This is a genomic window from Micromonospora sp. M51 (genome assembly GCF_018070305.1).
GTDB classification, from domain to species: domain Bacteria; phylum Actinomycetota; class Actinomycetes; order Mycobacteriales; family Micromonosporaceae; genus Micromonospora; species Micromonospora parva.
The window spans coordinates 1-1,069 of sequence record NZ_JAGPXZ010001232.1; the positions used below are offsets into that span (position 1 = coordinate 1).

The window sequence follows — 1,069 nt, forward strand, 5'->3', positions numbered from 1 at the left end:
GCTACCGCTACCCGCACGACGACCAGGTAGAGCGAGAGCAGGAGTAGTCCGATGAGCACCAGGGTGTTCCAGTTGAACAGGTCGGGTGCGCCGAAGTTGGTGTCGAGCAGGTCGAGCAGCAGGGCAAAGCCAAAGACGATGGCCGCGAGAATGGCGAGCATGTCGGTCCTCCGGTGGGGGTTCCCAGTAGGTCGGCGCGTGATGTACCCAATCGGTCGACTCGCCAATCTCCACGGTGGAGGTGGCTACCCCGCGCCGGCCCGGCGCGGACGTTCCACCCCCGGCCTCCTAGGCTGAACCGCATGATCATCGACGACCGGGGGCTCCAGGACCGGAGCGCCATCCTGGCCGCCGTCGGCCATCACCCGTTCGCCCGGCACGCGCTCCGGGGGGCCGTGCCGGCCCGCGCGTACCGGCGCGCTGGCGCCGTGCTGTGGCTGGTCCCGCCCGAGCTCGGACCGGTCGGCTGCGCGATCGGCCCGGCCGAACCGGCGCTGGAGATCTGTGTCGCGCTCGCCGCCGACGGGTTGCTCCAGCCCGGACAACGGCTGCACCTGCCGCGACACGATCGCGCTCTGCTGGCCGACCGGTTGGCGGTGGCCGAGCACAGCGACTGGGACTTCCACTGGACCGACGCGTCGCCGCCGACGCAGCCGGACGAGCAGTCGGTGGTACGCCTCACCGACGCCGACCAGCCGGCGCTGGTGGCGCTTGTCGAAGGGTCGTTCCCCAGCAGCACCTCCCGGCCGGGCGACCCACGGGTGGTCGACTGGTACGGCATCCGGGCCGGCGACCGGTTGGTGGCGTGCGGCGCGGACCGCAGCCAGGGTGACATCGGCTTCCTCGCCGGCCTGACCGTCGCCCCCGACCAACGAGGTCGAGGGCTGGGCGCGTCCCTGACCGCCGGGATGACCCGGGCGCTGCTGGGGCGCCACGACACAGTGGGGCTCGGCGTCTACACGCACAATGTCGGCGCGGCGCGGCTCTACCGTCGCCTCGGCTACACCAACACTCTTCCGCTCAGCTCGATCCGCCTCGCCTGACGGCAGTAAGGGGGCCCCTCGCGGAC

General features: G+C 71.8%; 1 protein-coding gene. It reads left to right on the plus strand.

Translation table 11 applies throughout. The features are described from left to right. Positions 1-302: 302 nt before the first annotated feature. The gene (locus KBX53_RS33915) at positions 303-1,043 is read left to right on the plus strand and encodes a GNAT family N-acetyltransferase (protein ID WP_210863918.1); all 741 of its coding nucleotides are present in this window, start codon (positions 303-305) and stop codon (positions 1,041-1,043) included. Positions 1,044-1,069 lie beyond the last annotated feature (26 nt).